At 63.0% G+C, this 15,393-nt stretch carries 14 protein-coding genes; 2 read left to right on the top strand and 12 right to left on the bottom strand.

Annotation, left to right across the window (positions count from 1 at the left end; translation table 11 throughout):
* Nucleotides 1-2 precede the first annotated feature (2 nt).
* The 12 genes from ftsW to AC5RU9_RS04565 all read right to left on the bottom strand — a co-directional run bounded on the left by ftsW (nucleotide 3) and on the right by AC5RU9_RS04565 (nucleotide 14,005).
* Nucleotides 3-1,304, bottom strand: a complete 1,302-nt coding sequence (gene ftsW, locus AC5RU9_RS04620) for a putative lipid II flippase FtsW (protein WP_211711317.1) — start codon at nucleotides 1,302-1,304, stop codon at nucleotides 3-5.
* A gap of 2 nt (nucleotides 1,305-1,306) precedes the next feature.
* Nucleotides 1,307-2,896: a UDP-N-acetylmuramoyl-L-alanine--D-glutamate ligase gene (murD, locus tag AC5RU9_RS04615; protein WP_494015516.1), complete on the bottom strand. Its 1,590-nt coding sequence runs from the start codon at nucleotides 2,894-2,896 to the stop codon at nucleotides 1,307-1,309.
* Entirely contained in the window at nucleotides 2,878-3,987 is a 1,110-nt protein-coding gene (gene mraY / locus AC5RU9_RS04610) for a phospho-N-acetylmuramoyl-pentapeptide-transferase (protein WP_494015515.1), read from the bottom strand. The genes murD and mraY overlap by 19 nt, the downstream gene beginning before the upstream one ends.
* The gene (locus tag AC5RU9_RS04605) at nucleotides 3,984-5,474 is read right to left on the bottom strand and encodes a UDP-N-acetylmuramoyl-tripeptide--D-alanyl-D-alanine ligase (protein ID WP_494015514.1); all 1,491 of its coding nucleotides are present in this window, start codon (nucleotides 5,472-5,474) and stop codon (nucleotides 3,984-3,986) included. Before AC5RU9_RS04605 ends, mraY begins: the two co-directional genes overlap by 4 nt.
* A 6-nt stretch (nucleotides 5,475-5,480) precedes the next feature.
* A complete protein-coding gene (locus AC5RU9_RS04600; protein ID WP_494015513.1) occupies nucleotides 5,481-7,112 on the bottom strand; it encodes a UDP-N-acetylmuramoyl-L-alanyl-D-glutamate--2,6-diaminopimelate ligase in 1,632 nt (543 codons plus the stop codon).
* Nucleotides 7,113-7,214: 102 nt separating this feature from the next.
* Entirely contained in the window at nucleotides 7,215-9,011 is a 1,797-nt protein-coding gene (locus AC5RU9_RS04595; protein ID WP_494015512.1) for a peptidoglycan D,D-transpeptidase FtsI family protein, read from the bottom strand.
* Between the two features lie 42 nt (nucleotides 9,012-9,053).
* Entirely contained in the window at nucleotides 9,054-9,710 is a 657-nt protein-coding gene (gene ftsL, locus AC5RU9_RS04590) for a cell division protein FtsL (RefSeq protein ID WP_211711323.1), read from the bottom strand.
* Nucleotides 9,707-10,705, bottom strand: a complete 999-nt coding sequence (gene rsmH / locus AC5RU9_RS04585) for a 16S rRNA (cytosine(1402)-N(4))-methyltransferase RsmH (RefSeq protein WP_211711324.1) — start codon at nucleotides 10,703-10,705, stop codon at nucleotides 9,707-9,709. Before rsmH ends, ftsL begins: the two co-directional genes overlap by 4 nt.
* Before the next feature lie 167 nt (nucleotides 10,706-10,872).
* Nucleotides 10,873-11,304 (bottom strand): division/cell wall cluster transcriptional repressor MraZ, encoded by a 432-nt coding sequence (mraZ, locus tag AC5RU9_RS04580; protein WP_211711325.1) that lies wholly within the window; start codon nucleotides 11,302-11,304, stop codon nucleotides 10,873-10,875.
* A gap of 473 nt (nucleotides 11,305-11,777) precedes the next feature.
* The gene (locus tag AC5RU9_RS04575; RefSeq protein ID WP_211711326.1) at nucleotides 11,778-12,146 is read right to left on the bottom strand and encodes an SCO2097 family morphological protein; all 369 of its coding nucleotides are present in this window, start codon (nucleotides 12,144-12,146) and stop codon (nucleotides 11,778-11,780) included.
* A gap of 237 nt (nucleotides 12,147-12,383) precedes the next feature.
* Nucleotides 12,384-13,646 carry a DNA polymerase IV gene (gene dinB / locus AC5RU9_RS04570; protein WP_494015511.1) on the bottom strand — a complete coding sequence of 421 codons (1,263 nt, stop codon included), beginning with the start codon at nucleotides 13,644-13,646 and terminating at the stop codon, nucleotides 12,384-12,386.
* A gap of 92 nt (nucleotides 13,647-13,738) precedes the next feature.
* Nucleotides 13,739-14,005, bottom strand: a complete 267-nt coding sequence (locus tag AC5RU9_RS04565) for a hypothetical protein (RefSeq protein ID WP_494015510.1) — start codon at nucleotides 14,003-14,005, stop codon at nucleotides 13,739-13,741.
* Here AC5RU9_RS04565 and AC5RU9_RS04560 point away from each other — a divergent pair.
* Nucleotides 14,004-14,294, top strand: a complete 291-nt coding sequence (locus AC5RU9_RS04560; RefSeq protein ID WP_249184100.1) for a hypothetical protein — start codon at nucleotides 14,004-14,006, stop codon at nucleotides 14,292-14,294. The two genes, AC5RU9_RS04565 and AC5RU9_RS04560, sit on opposite strands and share 2 nt — an antisense overlap.
* A complete protein-coding gene (locus AC5RU9_RS04555; protein ID WP_494015509.1) occupies nucleotides 14,291-15,385 on the top strand; it encodes a polyprenyl synthetase family protein in 1,095 nt (364 codons plus the stop codon). Before AC5RU9_RS04560 ends, AC5RU9_RS04555 begins: the two co-directional genes overlap by 4 nt.
* Nucleotides 15,386-15,393 lie beyond the last annotated feature (8 nt).

The raw sequence follows: 15,393 nt of genomic DNA, 5'->3' as shown, positions 1-15,393 counted from the left end.
TGCTAAGTACGCTTTCGTGCGGTTTTCGGAGAACGGCGCGGTAGGAAACGGGGCCGCTGCTGCGGCGGCAACTGGCCTCGGGCCAAGGACAAGACTACGCCCACGCCACACAACGACATCACCAGCGCTGAACCACCGTAGGAGATGAACGGAAGTGGAACCCCGACGACGGGAAGCAGCTGGGTGACTACCGCCATGTTCATGCTTGCCTGGCCCAGGAGCCACACCATGATGCCGCCGGCCAGGGTGCGCTGGAACGGATCTGTCTGGCGGACGACGACGCGGAAGATGGCGATGCCGAGGATCGCGAAAAGGACAAGGACCACAATGGTGCCCACCAGGCCCAGTTCCTCGCCGATGATGGCGAAGATGAAGTCGTTGTGGGCTTCAGGGAGCCAGTTGTACTTTTGCCGGCTTTGGCCGAGCCCCAGGCCAGTCCAGCTGCCTTGCGCCAGGCCGTACATGCCGTTGGTGGATTGGAAGTCGAAGTCGAAATCGGCCGTGCAGGAGGCGGAGGCCGTACCGAGCCACGAGGTGATACGGCAAATACGGTTTGCGCTGCTGACCGTCGCCAGGATGGCGCCCGCGGCACCGACTGTGCCCGCAATCGCAAGCATCTTGCCGGGAACGCCGGCGAAGTACAGCCCCGCCGCCGTGATCGCGGCAATGACGATGACTGTGCCGAGGTCGTTGCCAAGCATCACCAGGGCGATCACCAGCCCTGCGCCGGGAACGACAGGAATGATCACGTGCCACCAACGGTGCAGGAGCTTCTGCTTGCGGGCCAATACGGCAGCGATCCAGACGCAGAGCACCAGTTTGGCCGTTTCGGAGGGCTGGAGCGTCACTCCACCGATGTCGATCCAGTTCTTGTTGCCGTTGACGCTGTTGCCCATGACCTGGACCAGCGCAAGAAGGACCACTACGGCGCCAAGTGCCCACCATGACAACCGTTTCATCCAGTTCACGTTGGTTCGCGAGATGACGTACATGGCCAAAGCACCCAGGACTCCGAACATGGCCTGCTTCAGGGCGTCCGCGTAGGGTGACTTGCCTTCGGAAATTGCCTCGACACTGGAAGCGGACAGGACCATCATGACGCCGATGGCAGTCAGTGCCAGGGCGCAACCAAGGATCAGGTAGTAGGTGGAGCTGTTCGGAGCCCTGTCCTTGCCTTCGAGGCTGTCCCAAAAGTTGCGCACGAGCCGGCGGAGCCCGGAAGGCTTCTTCGCCGACACGGGCGACGCCTCGGGTTTCCCGTCCCGTGGCGCTTTGCCGCGGGTGCGGGTGGGCGTGCTGACCATTGTTACTCCTCGGTGGTCGGTGCCTGCCCTTCCACAAGCTCGCGAACTGCTTGGACGAAAGCGTCGCCACGGTGAGCGTAGGAAGAGAACTGATCCATGGATGCTGCCGCCGGCGCCATGAGCACAGTGTCGCCTGACGCTGCCACGGTGGCCGCCGCAGCGACGGCTTGGGCCATGACGGCCTCACCGTAGATAGGCGAAGCGGCATTACCGGCTGCGGTCTCCACCCTTTCAGTGTCACCCTTGGGCTGCACGATCACGGGGACATCCGCTGCGTGTCGCTGGAGGGAGCCTTCCAGTGCTTCGGTGTCGGTACCAATCAGTACCACGGCCTTCAAGCGTTGGGCATGCTCTTTGACCAGGTCGTCATAGTTGACGCCCTTGGAGAGGCCACCGGCGATCCACACGACGTTCTGGAAGGCGGAAAGTGCCGCGGAGGCTGCATGCGGATTGGTGGCCTTTGAATCGTTGATCCACAGGATGTCGTTGTGCTTGGCCACCAGCTGGATGCGGTGGGCGCCCGGCAAATAGTTGGCCAGGCCCTGCTTCACCGCTGAAGGCTCAACTCCGTAGGCCCGGACCAGGGCGGCAGCGGCCAAGGCGTTGGCCACCATGTGCCGCGGCGCTACCGGACCGAGGTCGGACATGGCGGCGAGTTCGGCGGCGGAGTCCTTGCGTTCAGCAATGAAGGCGCGGTCCACCAGAAGGCCATCAACCACGCCCAGCATGCTGATGGACGGGGTGTTGGTGGTGAACCCGATGGCCCGGCAGCCCTCGACGACGTCCGCGTTCTCCACCATCCGCTCGGTTTCGATCTGTTCGGCGTTGTAGACGGCAGCTTTCTGGGTGTTTTCGTACACCTTGGCCTTATCGGCGAGGTAGGAGGCGTAGGAACCGTGCCAGTCCACGTGGTCTTCGGCCACGTTGAGGCAAACACTTGCCACCGGGGACAGCGAGTGGCTCCAGTGCAGCTGGAAGCTGGAGAGTTCCACTGCGAAGGCATCATAGTCCACGGGATCCCGGAGGGCGTCGAGGATCGGCGTGCCCACGTTGCCGACGGCGATGGCCTTCAGTCCGGCTGCTTGAAGCATGGATTCCGTCATGCCAACAGTGGTTGTCTTGCCGTTGGTGCCGGTGATGGTGAGCCAATCCGCCGTCTTGTGTCCCGCCCGGACACGCAAGCGCCAAGCAAGCTCGACATCGCCCCAAACTGCGATGTGCTTGCGCTTGGCGGCTGCCAGGAGGGCCTGGTCCGGCCGCCACCCTGGCGAGGTCACAACCAGCTCGGGCAACGCACCGTCGATCAGGGGAAGGGCGTTTACCGCCTCCTCGCCCAACTGCACGTCAACGGCCCCCACGATCTTCAAGGTGTCTGCCTGGGCCTTGGCACGGGTTGTGGTGGCAGCATCAACCACTACCACTTTCGCGCCGAGCTCGATCAGGGTGTCGGCGGCTGAGAAGCCGGACACTCCGATCCCCGTGACTACCACGCGCAGCCCGCTCCAGTCAGCGTCCCAGCTGGTGAGTTCGTTGAGCCTGTCTCCGGTGGACGGAGTTGTTTCGGGGCTTCCATTCACAGCAGTACCACCCATTCAGCGTAGAAAACTCCCAGGCCGGCGGCTACGAAGAGCCCGGCGAGGATCCAGAACCGGACCACCACCGTGACCTCCGCCCAGCCCTTCAATTCAAAGTGGTGCTGCAGTGGAGCCATCTTGAAGACACGCTTGCCGCCGCTGAGCTTGAAGAAGCCCACCTGGATGATCACGGACAAGGTGATCAGCACGAAAAGGCCGCCGATGAAGGCCAGCAGGAGCTCGGTCCGGGAGAGGATGGCGAAGGCTGCAACGGCTCCGCCGATGGCCAGGGACCCGGTGTCTCCCATGAAGATCTTTGCCGGCGATGTGTTCCACCACAGGAAGCCCACCAAGGCCGCGCTGAGGATGGCAGCCAGCAGGGCCAGGTCCATGGGGTCACGGACCTGGTAGCAGCCGCTGCCTGCTTCCCGCGGGGATCCGCAGGCCTGGTTACTTTGCCAGATTCCCATGATGGTGTAGGCGCCAAAGACCATGATGGACGCGCCCGCAGCCAAGCCGTCGAGGCCGTCGGTGAGGTTAACGCCGTTGGTGGCCGCAGTGATGATCAGGTTGGACCAGAGCACGAAAAGGATGGCGCCCACCACGGTGCCGCCGAAGGCGAGGTCGAGCCACGGAATGTCCCGCACCAGCGAGATCTGGGTCGAGGCAGGGCGCAGCCCGTTTTCGTTGGGGAACTGCAGGACCAGGATCGCGAAGATGATGCCGACGGCTGCCTGCAGGATCAGCTTGGCCCGTGCGTTGAGGCCCAGGCTTCGCTTGTTGGAAATCTTGATGTAGTCATCGAGGAAGCCCACAAAACCCATGCCGACCATCAGGAACAGCAGCAGGAGCCCGGACGCGGACGGTCCCGGTGAGCCTGGGTTCATCATCCACATGACCAAGTGGGTGGCAAAGTAACTGATCAGGACAGCTGCCACCACCACGGTTCCGCCCATGGTGGGTGTCCCGCGCTTGGTGTGGTGCGACGTCGGTCCGTCGTCGCGGATGAACTGGCCGTAGCTCTTGGCCACGAGAAACTTAATGAACAGGGGCGTCCCAATAAGGGCGACCAGGAGGGCGACGCCGGCGCCGATCAAAAGTGCAATCACAGCAGCTCGTTCCCTTCGCTTGCGGCAGCTTCATCCGCGGTGTCTCCGGTGGGCTCGGCCCGTGGAGGTAATGCTATCCGATCACCCAAATGCCGCAGGCCCACCCCATTGGAGGACTTGAAAAGGACCAGGTCGCCGGGTTCCAACTCGTTGCTCAGGAGCTCGTAGGCTTCCTCCACGGTTTCGGTGAACGAGCACTCGTCGCCCCAGGACCCTTCCTGGATCGCGGAGACGTAGAGGGCCCGGGCTTCCCGGCCCACTACTACCAGCCTGGAGATGTTCAGGCGCACCACCTGGGTGCCCACGGCTGTGTGCTCACGGATGGAGTCCTCCCCCAGCTCGAGCATGGCGCCCAGGACCGCCCAGGTCCTGCGGCCCTGTCCGAGGTCCGCCAAGGTGCGCAGGGCCGCCCGCATGGATTCCGGGTTTGCGTTGTACGCGTCGTTGATAATGGTGACGCCGTCTGCACGCTCAGTCCGTTCCATGCGCCAGCGGCTCGCCGCGGACTGGGAACTGAGCGAGGAGGCGATGTCAGCGGCCGGAAGACCCGCCGCGAACGCGGCCGCAGCTGCTGCCAACAGGTTTGTCACGTGGTGGCCACCGATCAGCCGGCTCCGCACCTGAACGGACGGGCCGCCGTCGGGAAGTACGAGGTCAAAGTCCGGGAAGCCTTGGTCGTTGACAACCACGTTGCGGGCTTCCACCTCTTCGGTGGTGGCCGGCGAGGCAGTGAAACCGAGGACCTTGGCTTTGGTCCGTGAGCGCATGGCGGCGACGCGGCCGTCGTCGAGGTTGATGACCGCGGTGCCGTGCTCGCTCAGGGCTTCGACAAGTTCGCCCTTGGTCTTGGCGATATTCTCCACGCCACCGAATTCGCCGGCGTGGGCTGTGCCAACTACCAGGACAACACCGATGTCCGGCTTGACCATGTCGGCGAGGTACTTGATGTGGCCCAGGCCCGTGGCACCCATTTCGATGACCAGGAACCGGGTGTTCTCATCTGCGGAGAAGACGGTCAGTGGTACCCCGACCTCGCCGTTGTAGGAACCCTGTGGCGCGACCGTGGGGCCAGCGGTGGACAGCACGCCCGCCAAGAGGTCCTTGGTGGTGGTCTTGCCTGCGGACCCGGTGATGCCAATAACCGTAAAGTCTTCGCCGCGCTCCTGCCGCGCTGCACGGATCCGGCGGACGGCTTCAGCCGCCAACGCACCCATGGCAAGGACTGCGTCCTCAACCACGACGGCGGGAAGCGGGTTCCCGTCGGCATCGACCACTTCACGTTCGGCAAGGACCAGGACGGCGCCGCGTTCGAATGCGGCATCGACGAAGTCGTGGCCATCGGCGTGCTCGCCGGGCTTGGCAACGTACAGCGAACCAGGGGTTGCTTCCCGTGAATCAGTGACGACGGAGGTCGGCGCGATGCCCGGAGCTCCGGTCAAGCGGCCATGGGTGATGTCGGCGATCTCCGCCGCAGTAAGTGCAATCATCTCGGTTTAGGACTCTATCCGCTGGTCCGTTGAAACGCTGAATCCCTTGGATGTCAAGGCGGCGCGCAACTCCACCCTGTCGTCCAGTGCCAGGTTCACTCCCTTGACTTCCTGCCAGACCTCGTGGCCGCGGCCGGCGATGAGGATCGTGTCTTCTGCCGTTGCCTTGTCGACGGCCAGGCGGATGGCAGCATCCCTCGGGGAGGACTCGATGACCTCACACCCCAGACCTTCGGCATCGCGTGCCGCTATGGCGCCCTGCATGACGTCGGCGCGGATTGCCGCGGCGTCTTCGTCGTGGGGATCGTCATCGCTGATTATCACCACATCGGCCAGGCGGGCCGCGATGGCTCCCATGGTGGGCCGCTTGCCTTGGTCCCGCTGGCCCGTGGCACCGAAGACCACGATCACGCGCGATCCCTCCTTGGGCGAGCGAACAGCTTCCAGGGCGCGGGCGAGGGCATCAGGATTGTGGGCAAAATCAACAACGGAGGCAGGTGCGGTGGAGACGAGCTGCATGCGGCCGGGAACGGCCACGGTGAATGGATCATGGGAGTCAAGGGCCGTTTGGAGCGTCTCGACGTCGACGCCGGACGCCAGGACCATGATGGTGGCCAGTGCCGCGTTGGCCACGTTGAAGCCTCCGGGGAGCCCCGTGTGGACGCGCAGGGAGCGGCCGTCGGTGTGCCTGAGTTCGAACTCAGAGCCGAGTCCGCGAGCAGTGGTGGACGCCACGTGCCAGTCTGCGTCGGCACCCTTTGCCGAGAGCGTTGTCACCGGGATGCCGGCAGTGTCGGCAAGCTTGCGTCCCCAGGCATCGTCAACCGTGACGACGGCGCGGCGGGCCCTCCCACTGGTGAACAGCTCCGCCTTGGTGCGGAAGTACTCTTCCATGCTTCCGTGCAGGTCCAGATGGTCCTGGGTGAGGTTGGTGAAGCCAGCGACCTCGAACATCACGCCGTCCACCCGGTGGTAGGAGATCGCGTGCGAGGAAACTTCCATGGAAGCAGCGTCCAGCCCCCGTTCGCGCATCAGGGCGAGCAGCGCATGGACGTCCGTGGATTCCGGCGTGGTCAGGAGGCTGGGAATGGGCTCGCCACCGGCAACGATCTCGATAGTGCCGATAAGCCCCGGCTTTTTGCCCAGGGCACGCAACAGCGAATTGATGAAGTACGTGGTGGTGGTTTTCCCGTTGGTTCCGGTGACACCGAACAGGAAGGGGAAACCGCCCCCGGCAGGCTGGCTGCGGTAAATCAGTGCGGCCAAGCGCCCGACGACGGTACGCGGCTGGTCGACGACCAGTACGGGCACGGGCTGCTCGCCGGCCAGCGCAAGCTGGCGCGCCCCGGCGTCGTCCGTCACCACCGCTACAGCGCCACCGTCGATTGCCTGCGCCGCAAAGTCGGCGCCATGCCGTGAGGCACCCGGCAGGGCCACGTAGAGGTCTCCAGCTTCGACAGCTTTCGAATTGAGGGTAATGCCGGTCACGCTGGCCTCATTGCTGGCGTCCGGGGCCGCAAGTCCGAGCGACTCAGCGATGGTGGCCAGGGACACCGCAGCCACAGACCCGGGACGGAAGCCCGATCGACCGGATTCCGGCGTGGTGGCTTGGACATCTGCCTGATTGTGCTCTGACACGTGGTTCTCCGTTGGTGCTCGTGGAACGACCGGCCGTGGGCCAGCGGCGCCCGGGCCGTTAGTGGTGGATCGATATTTGGCCGAAACAGACGCCCAAAAAGCTTACTTGACGAACTGCGGCAGCCGCGCGGGGGTTCCCGTTGACGGCGGCACGTTGTACGTCCGGAGGACCTGTGCCATGACGGAACGGAACACCGGCCCGTTGGTAATGCCGTAGATGCTTCCCTTGGGGCGCTGGAGCACCACTTCCACGATGAAACGGGGATCCTCCATGGGAGCCATACCCACCATTGAGGCCGTGTAACCATCGAAGCCGGGCAAACCGTCTTCCCGGGGCGCCTGAGAGGTTCCGGTCTTGGCACCGACGCGATAGCCGTCGATGGCTGCGTCCTTGATTTGGCCCTCGGTCACGGCACTTTCCAGAATGTCCTGTACCTGTTCCGCGGTCTCTTTGGACACCACCTGGCGGGGATCCTTGGCGGGAACCTTGTGCTCTTCCCCACCTGGGGCGATGTAGCTGTCAATGAGCCTGGGCTGGAGCATGACACCGTTGTTGGCGATGCTTTGGTAGGCACGGACCGTCTGCAGCGTTGACTGCGACACGCCCTGTCCGAACAGCACTGTGTACTGCTGACGATCATCCCACTGTTCGGGCTTGGCCAGGATGCCGGTGGCCTCGGCGGGAAGGCCGATATCGGTCTGCTCCCCTACCCCAAACTTTTTGAGCCAGTCATAACGCTGCTCTTTGGTCAGCCGGCTGCCTGCCATCACGGTCCCGGTGTTCATGGACCAGCCCAGGATGCCGGCCAGCGTTCGCTCCTCGGTGCCGTGCTCGAACGCATCGGTGAAGGTCTGTCCGTCAATGGTGTACGACGGCGGGATGGTGAAGTGGTCCAGCGGGTTGGACTTTCCCTCCTCGATGACAGCTGCCGCCGTGATCATCTTCTCCACGGAACCCGGCTCGTAGGCCGCTGTTACCGAACGCACGCCGCGGTCCTTGGCATCGACCTTGCCCGGATCATTCGGATCGGGTGCGTTGGTGTCGGCCAATGCGATGAGGTTGCCGGTTTTGGTGTCCATGACGATGATCACGCCCCACTCGGCGCTGAGCTTATCCACCTGGTTCTGGATGGCTTGCTGGGCGAAGTACTGGATGTCCGTGTTAAGTGTCAGTTTGACGTCGCTGCCGTCCACGGCAGGTGTCAGTTCGTCCGTTGCCACGGGAATCCGGAGGCCGTCTGCGCCAATTTCGAAGACGCGCTTTCCCTCGGTTCCCCGCAGCACATCATCCTGCGTCTGCTCGATGCCTGCTTGCCCGGTGGTGCCGTCCTGCAGGAACCCTATGACGCCGCCGGCCACGCTGCCGTTGGGATAGACCCGCTTGCTGACACCTTCGGCCACGATGCCCGGAATCAGGAGTTTGGAGATCCGGTCCTCAAGCTCCGGCTTGATGTCCTTGGCCACCACCGCATATTTCTTGTCGCCGGTCAGGGCATCACGGACCTTGCTTTCGTCAGCTCCCAGCAGGCCGGCCAATTCGGCGATGCCCTGGTCCCGGGTAACGACGTCGAGTTCTTCGGTCTTTTCGTTGTAGCGCTTGAACGAAGCCGTGTTGGTGTTCTGGACCTGGTCCACCACGATGTTGTAGCGAATCACGCTGCTGGCCAGGACTGTGCCATTGGCGTCGACGATCTTGCCCCGCTCGGCGGGCAGTACCTGGGGTGTCAGGCGGCTGGCAAGGGCAGCTTCGGCCATTCCGCCAACGTCCAGTCCCTGCACCATGAACAGCTTGCCGCCCACTACGAGCAACAGCGTCAGCATGATGCCAAGGCCAACGCGCAGCCGCTTCCTTGCCGCCGGCGTCTTCGGTTTTTTCGATGTGCCGGGGTTCTGAGCCACGTGGATTCCTTGCTGCTGGCCTTACTTCAATGGACTGATGGACTACTGCCCTGGTGCCTTCTGTTGCGGAGCAGGCACCGATCCCCCGTGGAGTTCCACCGGCGGTGTTGCTGCCGTTCCAGCAGCCGGAGCTGCCGGTGTGGGAGCCGGTGCGGCCGGTGTCACTGGTTTGAGGTTCTCCAGCGGGTCCTTGGTAGTCACCGACGGAACAACATCAAGCATTCCTGCCACCGCGGGAGGAGCGAGCTGCGCACCGGGGTTGTCCCCCTTAACCGCAGGAGTCGCCTTTCCCGTGACTGTCATGGTGTCCACATTGATCTGGCCTTTCACCGTGGACGGTACCATTCCCAATTCTGCAGCCTTCGCGGCCAGATTCTGCGGAGCTTCGTAGTTCTGCTTCTTCTGTGTCAGGTCCTGGTTTTCCTTGTTCAGGGTCGCAGCTTCCGCTTTGAGCTGCACCAACTGGTACTGCGCAGTGGACACTGAAATGTTCAGGACCAGGACTGTCAACAATGCAGCTGCCATGGCTACGAAGCACAGGACGACAAACGGAGTCCTCCGCTTCCCGGGCGTACTGCGGACCAAGGAAAGCGGTGTGCGGGTCTTCCGCGGCGCATCGGGTTTTCCCGCGGGAACCGGCAGCGCCCGTGCCGTGTTGCCCACGACGGAGGGCATTGTCTTCGCTGCGGCGTTGCTCATGCGTCTCTCCTTGGTTTGATGCGCTCCACTGCCCTGAGGCGGGCAGACGCCGCACGCGGGTTTTCAGCGATTTCTGCTGCTGTAGGCACTTCCGTGCCTTTGGTGATGGTCTTGAGTTCGGGTTTGTGCTCTTCGAGTTCCACCGGGAAGCCGAGCGGTGCGGAGGACTTCGAGCCGGACTGGAAGACCGATTTGACGATCTTGTCCTCCAGGGAGTGGTAGGACATCACCACGATCCGTCCGCCCATGGCCGTAGAAGCAACGGCCGCCGGAACCGCCCGCTCCAGGACATCGAGTTCTTCGTTGACTTCGATCCTCAGCGCTTGGAACGTTCGTTTTGCGGGGTGTCCGCCACTCTTCGCTGCGGCAGCGGGAACCACGCTGCGTATTTGCTCCACCAGCTCGCCAGTTGTGGCGAAGGGCTTTTCCGCCCGGGCGTTGACGATCCTGTTGGCGATCCGTCCGGCGAATTTCTCTTCACCCCATTTGCGGATGATGCGCACCAGTTCGTCTTCGCTGTAGTTGTTGACCACATCTGCTGCCGTTTGCCCACGGCTGGTGTCCATCCGCATGTCCAGCGGAGCGTCGTAGGAGTAGGCGAAACCGCGTTCACGCTCGTCCAGCTGCAGGGAGGAAACCCCCAGGTCCATGAGGATTCCGTGGACCTCCGGGATGCCAAGATCGGCGAGGACGTCTTCAATCTCGTCGTAGACGGCGTGGACGAGGTCCGTCCGGTTCGAGAAGGGTTCCAAACGGGCCCCGGCCAAAGCGAGGGCTTCCTCGTCGCGGTCGATGCCCACCAGGTGAAGATCGGGAAAGCGCTGCAGCATCGCTTCGGAGTGGCCGCCCATGCCCAGCGTTGCGTCGATGGCGACGGGCGTCCTGCCCAGTTTCCGTGCAGCCTCGAAGCCGGGGGCGAGCAGATTAATGCAGCGGTCTTTCAGGACGGGCACGTGGCGCTCCGATGTGGGCTTTGCCGCGTCCTGCTCTTCCACGCTGCCTCCTCTTTCCTTTAGTGCTTGCACGCTGATTCTTGAATCGGATCCCCATCCGCGCCTATCGTCCTGCCGGCCTGGCTCAGGGGAAGTTGAGCCAGGAAGACTGTTCAATGGGCGGCTGGAGATCCCATCCAAGAAGCGGGATCCCTGCTCGCTCCGACCGGTTAGAAGAACCCGGGCAGATTGTCGTCATCCGTTTCCGAGAAGGCTGCTTCCTTCTCGTTGAGGTACTCATTCCAAGCTTCGGCATCCCAGATCTCTGCGCGGGTACCGGCTCCAATCACTGCCAGTTCCCGGCCTAGGCCGGCGTACGTCCGGAGCGCCGGCGGAATCGTCACGCGCCCCTGCTTGTCAGGTACTTCGTCCGAGGCCCCAGACAGAAAAACCCTGATGTAGTCGCGGGCCTGCTTGGAGGACAGTGGTGCCTCCCGCATCGACTCGTGGATACGTTCGAATTCTTTCTGGCTGAAGACGTAGATGCAGCGCTCCTGGCCCCTGGTGAGGACCAGCCCCTCGGCAAGCTCCTCGCGGAACTTGGCGGGAAGTATGATTCGGCCCTTTTCGTCGAGACGTGGAGAGTGAGTGCCCAAGAACACTGGCCCCACCGCCCCTCAGTCAAGGTGCCCGCACATGCCCAACACTGCCACTACCCTCTTATGTTCTCCACTTTACTCCACAACGCCCCACAGTCAACGCACGTTGGGACGTTTCTCCACCACTTTGAGAATCGGCCGGCCACTATTCCCGCGGAATTTCAGGGAGGGAGCACAGTGGAGGGCCGTGGGAGGCCCTTCCTGGGTGGGGTCCGGCGCGGAGGCATCCAGGCCGCCCGAACGGCAGCAATACGCCGGATTGGTGGGCCGGGTGGTGGGAAGTGGAGTGCTCAGGCTCGCGGCAGGGAGCACTACTAAGGTCGAGGGAACGTGTACGCCGGATGAGGGCGCCCGCGAACCGTGGTTAAACGCGAAAAGACCCGCTATGCGGGCCTTTCGTTATCCCCGGCAGTAGTCAGGGAATGCTCACTTCAGTTCCTGTCCGGTGATTTCGGCTGCCGAACGGGAACAGGAGGTCAGTTGTCGTCGCGGCGGCGTTCGTCCCAGCGTTCTTCGAGGCTGCTCATGAACGTGCTCTTGGGCTTGGCCTTTCCTGGCTTGGCCTTGCCGCCCTTACCGAAGGCCGAGCCACGCAACGTGGCGAAATAGACCCCGGCACCCATGACGACAAACCCGAGCACCCCTATGGGAATCGCTTGGATGGACACACCCACCAGCAGGAGGAGGATGCCTGCGATAGCGCCGAGCACACCGATAATCACATGCCGGGTTGACCAGCTGCGTATGGGATCCGAGCCCATCGTGTTGGCAAACTTCGGATCGTCCTCATGAAGTTGCTTCTCCAGTTGCTCAAGCAGCTTCTGTTCGTGCTCCGAGAGGGGCATCGCGACCTCCTTTAGTCAGCCAGCGTCTGGACATAACGCGTCCTGTGCGTCTGTTACCAAAACGATCGGACCAAGGGAATCGTTCCCAAAATACTCTCTGGGTTCAGCGGGCATTCGGGGACCGACTGTTATGGAAACAGTTTGTCCAGACGATCTAAATCTCTGTAATAAATAGGATAGTTTGTCGGACGCCGATCTGAAAGACACGCAGCCGTCCGCAAAGCCCCCTCCCGGGGATCAGCTCCCCGCCGGAGGCTTACCGGGTTCCAAAAGCCGGGCAGGCAGCAAGGTGCTGGAGCCAAAGCGTTCGGACACGCGGTCCAGGGCCTGCTCCGCGGCACGCCAATTGTCGTCCCTGCGATCAAGGCTCAACTGCATGGATGTCTGCCCGGCCGGCTCCAATTGCTCAGCCCGAACCCCCACCAGGCGGACACTCATGGATCGCGGTCCCAAAGACTCCATGAGCTGCACCGCCACCTGGTAGATCAACTGGGCACTGTCCACGGGAGTCTGAACAGTCCGGCTCCGCGAAACAGTGGAGAAATCGGAGTAGCGGAGCTTGAGGGCAATTGTCCTTGCGAGCATGCCGGAGCTGCGGAGGCGGGAAGCGGTCCTGTGCGACAACCGCAGCAACTCCCGGTGCAGCAAGGCGTTGTCTCCCGTGTCCACGGCAAAGGTTTCCTCAGCGCCGATGCTCTTTTCGAGCCGAGTAGGGGTTACCGGCCTGGGGTCTATCCCCATGGACAGGCGGTGGACGTGCTCTCCACTTGCTCCGAGCACCTTCTTAAGGGAAGCGAGTGGCGTCGCGGCAACATCGGCAACGGTGCGGATACCCAAGCGGGCCAGGACTTCACCGGTCTTTCCTCCGACCCCCCACAAAGCGTTGACGGGCAAGCTGTGCAGGTAGGGAACAGTGTCATCGGCGTTGATTTGCAGGATGCCATCCGGCTTGCAGCGCGTTGATGCGATCTTGGCCACAAACTTGGAGGCAGCAATGCCCACGGAGGCGGTGATGCCCAGCTCCGATTGAACCCTCCGGCGGATGAGGTGACCGATCTCCAGCGGCGATCCCAACCGCCGGATGGCCCCACCCACGTCAAGGAAGGCCTCATCTACGCTCAGGGGTTCCACGAGGTCGGTGATTGAGGCGAAAATCTCCATCAACTGTTCCGAGACCTCGTAGTAGGCCTTATGCCTGGGATTGATGATGACTGCCGCCGGGCACCGCCTCATGGCAATGGACATGGGCATCGCCGATTTCACCCCTGTTGCCCGGGCCTCATACGACGCGGACAGGACCACTGAGCGCTCAGCCGGGAAACCCACTATCACCGGCTTGCCTCGAAGTTCCGGGCGGCTGCGAAGTTCCACCGAGACAAAAAAGGCATCCATGTCCACATGAAGTATGCTGGTTCGCCTCAGTTCCCGCAGGGCATCTCCAGCGCTGCGGGCGGATCCGTTGGCGGCACCTTGGGTGCCACCGAATGCTTCCTGCCTCACACCGGCAATACTATGCCCGGCCACTGACTAAACTGGAGGCACAATCCGGCTCAGCCCCAGGAAGGATACCCTGTGAAGCTCTTTGGAACTCCTCAATCGCGAGGGTTTGCCCTGCTCGCAGTAAGTGTCGCAGTGGCGGCCTCAGCCTGCACACCGTCGACCGGGGGTTCAGCAACTCCGTCTCCAAGCGGCGCGGCCTCGACGTCGTCCCCTGCAACGTCAAGCGCTGCCGCGACGCCGTCCGGCTCCGCTGCCCCCTCAGCGACAGCTTCAACCGGGACAACCGCTCCCGTGCCCGATGCAACTGCGACCGTAAATGCGCTGGTCCCCGGCTTCCCCCAGCAACTGATTCCGGTCATGCCCAACACTTCGGTTCGCTCCAGCAGCGTGGACAAAAAGGATGCCCTGACCAACGTGGCACTGGTCGGAACGGTGAAGGCGCCCCCGGAAGGGGTGGTGGACTACTACAAGGCCTCACTTGAAGCACAGGGTTTCAAACTGGTTCCTGGCCCCGAGGCAGTCGGCAATGTCACCTCGCTTGACTTCATCCGGGGCGACGGCGAGACCGTCAACGTATCCATCCGGCAGAAGGAGGGCGTTTCCACCTTCACCATTGGCGCCAACGTGGCGGCAGGATCCGTCAAGTGACGGTTTCCTCCCAGGTGTCCTCTGAACAAGCGGAATTCGTCAGTGCCGTTGCCGGTAAACTGAACGGCTTCCTTTCCGGGCAGCAGGACCTCATGGCGGATGTCTCTGCCGACGTCGCTCCGCTCATCGGTTCCATTTCGCAGCTGGTCACTGGCGGCAAGCGCCTGAGGGCGCTGTTGTGCTACTGGGGTTGGCGGGGCGCGGGCGGCGGAGCCGGCGATCCGGACATCGTCACTGCCGGGTGCGCCCTTGAACTCTTCCAAGCCGCAGCGCTTATCCACGATGACATCATCGACCGTTCCGATACGCGACGGGGCGGGCCCAGCGTACATAAGAGATTCAGCCAACTCCATGAGGCCCAAGGGTGGGCCCTGGACAGCGGGCGTTTCGGGGACGCCGCCGCCATCCTGACCGGTGATCTCTGCCTGTCCTTCAGCGAGGAGTCGTTCACCGGCATCGGGCCACGCGCGGCATCCGGAACACCGGCACGAAGCATTTTCAACGTCATGCGGGCAGAGGTGATGGCCGGTCAGTACCTTGACATCCTCGAAGAGGTGGCTGGACCTGTCCGCGACCGTGCGGGATCCGTGGACCGGGCAAAGTCGATCATCCGATACAAGTCCGCGAAGTATTCCACCGAACATCCCCTCGCCCTGGGAGGGGCTTTGGCCGGCGCCCCCGCTGGACTCCTGAGGGCATACTCGGAGTTCTCCTTGCCGCTTGGCGAGGCATTCCAGATGCGGGATGACGTCCTGGGAGTCTTCGGCGATCCCGAAACCACTGGCAAGCCAGCTGGGGACGACCTCCGCGAAGGAAAAAGAACCGTCCTTGTGGGTTTCGCCATTAATCAGGCCAGCCCGGCCGAAGCCGATTACCTTGACCGCACCCTGGGCAATCCGGGTTTGGGAGCGGAAGAAGTGGAAGCGATCAGGCGCATTATTGTCCAAAGCGGCGCGCTGGAGGCCACTGAGGCGCTTATTGCCGAACTGAGTTCGCAGGCCTTCGCAGCCCTTGAGCGCTTGCCCCTGGAGGAAGTCCCCCTGACAGCGCTCAGCCGGCTTGCCGAAGCCGCCGTGAGCCGCGCGGCCTGACCGGCCGC

The organism is Arthrobacter sp. B0316-5-4 (assembly GCF_059090325.1).
The sequence above is the reverse complement of the archived record's forward strand: the minus strand, read 5'-3'. Positions and strand labels throughout refer to the sequence as shown.